The organism is Pseudomonas sp. EGD-AK9, assembly GCF_000465935.2.
Taxonomy (GTDB): domain Bacteria; phylum Pseudomonadota; class Gammaproteobacteria; order Pseudomonadales; family Pseudomonadaceae; genus Aquipseudomonas.
Genome location: NZ_AVOF01000619.1, coordinates 1 through 1,095 on the forward strand (window position 1 = coordinate 1; position 1,095 = coordinate 1,095).

At 69.9% G+C, this 1,095-nt stretch carries 2 protein-coding genes; both read right to left on the minus strand.

The window, feature by feature from the left end:
* A partial coding sequence (locus N878_RS21745; protein WP_031303687.1) for an acyl-CoA dehydrogenase family protein occupies positions 1 to 346 on the minus strand: 346 nt, incomplete at its 3' end.
* 188 nt (positions 347 to 534) lie between these two features.
* The coding region (rfaE2, locus tag N878_RS21750; protein ID WP_021445642.1) for a D-glycero-beta-D-manno-heptose 1-phosphate adenylyltransferase at positions 535 to 1,095 on the minus strand (561 nt) is incomplete at its 5' end.

A 1,095-nucleotide genomic window follows, 5' to 3' on the forward strand; every position in this document is an offset into this window, starting at 1 on the left:
CGCCATAGTGGGCCAGGCCCAGCTCATGGGCCTGGCTGCGCAGCGCCGCCGGCACCCGCGCCTGGGCGTCGGCCTCGTGCGCCAGCGGGCGCAGCACGTCCAGGGCGAAGCCCTGGAGCATCTCCACCAGCATCTGCTGCTCGTCGGACAGCGACAGGTCGAACAGCTCGTCGGCCGCCGCCGGACGCGGCGTGCGCGTCTTGCCGGCGGCCAGACGGAAGCTGGCGCGGCTGCCGCTGTAGACGAGTCTTTCGAAGGGTTTGCGCAGCTTGAGGCGATCCGGCCAGTCGGCCTGGGCCAGCTTGCTCAGTACGCTCAGGGCCTGGCCCTGCATATCGACGGTCATGGCATCTCGCTCCACAGGGGGGATGCCATCGATGATGCGCCGCCGGCTGGCGAGCGCCTATGACCCTCAAGCCACGAGCCGTCGGCAATCGGGTCAAGCCGTCACACAGAGGAACGTAGGGTGAGCATGGCGCCCGCCTTGCCCACCGCCAGCGATGGATTGGTGGACAGGCCTTCGGCCTGTCCAGCCTATTTGTTGCGGATCTTCTCGACTATGGCGGTGGTCGAGCTGTTCTCCACCAGGCCGAGCACGCGCACCTCGCCGCCGTAGGCCTGAACGATATCGGCGCCGACCACCTGGTCGATGCCGTAGTCGCCGCCCTTGACCAGCACGTCCGGCTGCACCTGCTTGAGCAGGCGCTCGGGGGTGTCCTCGGCGAAGCTCACCACCCAATCCACCGCACCGAGGCCGGCGAGCACCGCCATGCGCCGGTCCACCGCGTTGATCGGCCGGCCCGGGCCCTTGAGGCGGCTGACCGAGGCGTCGTCGTTGATCGCCACGATCAGGCGGTCGCCCTGGGCGCGCGCCTGCTCCAGGTAGGTCACGTGGCCGGCATGCAGGATGTCGAAGCAGCCGTTGGTGAAGACGATCTTCTCGCCGTGGGCGCGGGCATCCTCGATCGCCACCAGCAACTGGTCGAGGCTCAGTACGCCGCGCTCGGAGCCCTCCTCGCGCTGCACCGCGCGGCGCAGCTCGGGGGCGCTGATGGCCGCGGTGCCGAGCTTGCCGACCACGATGCCGGCGGCCAG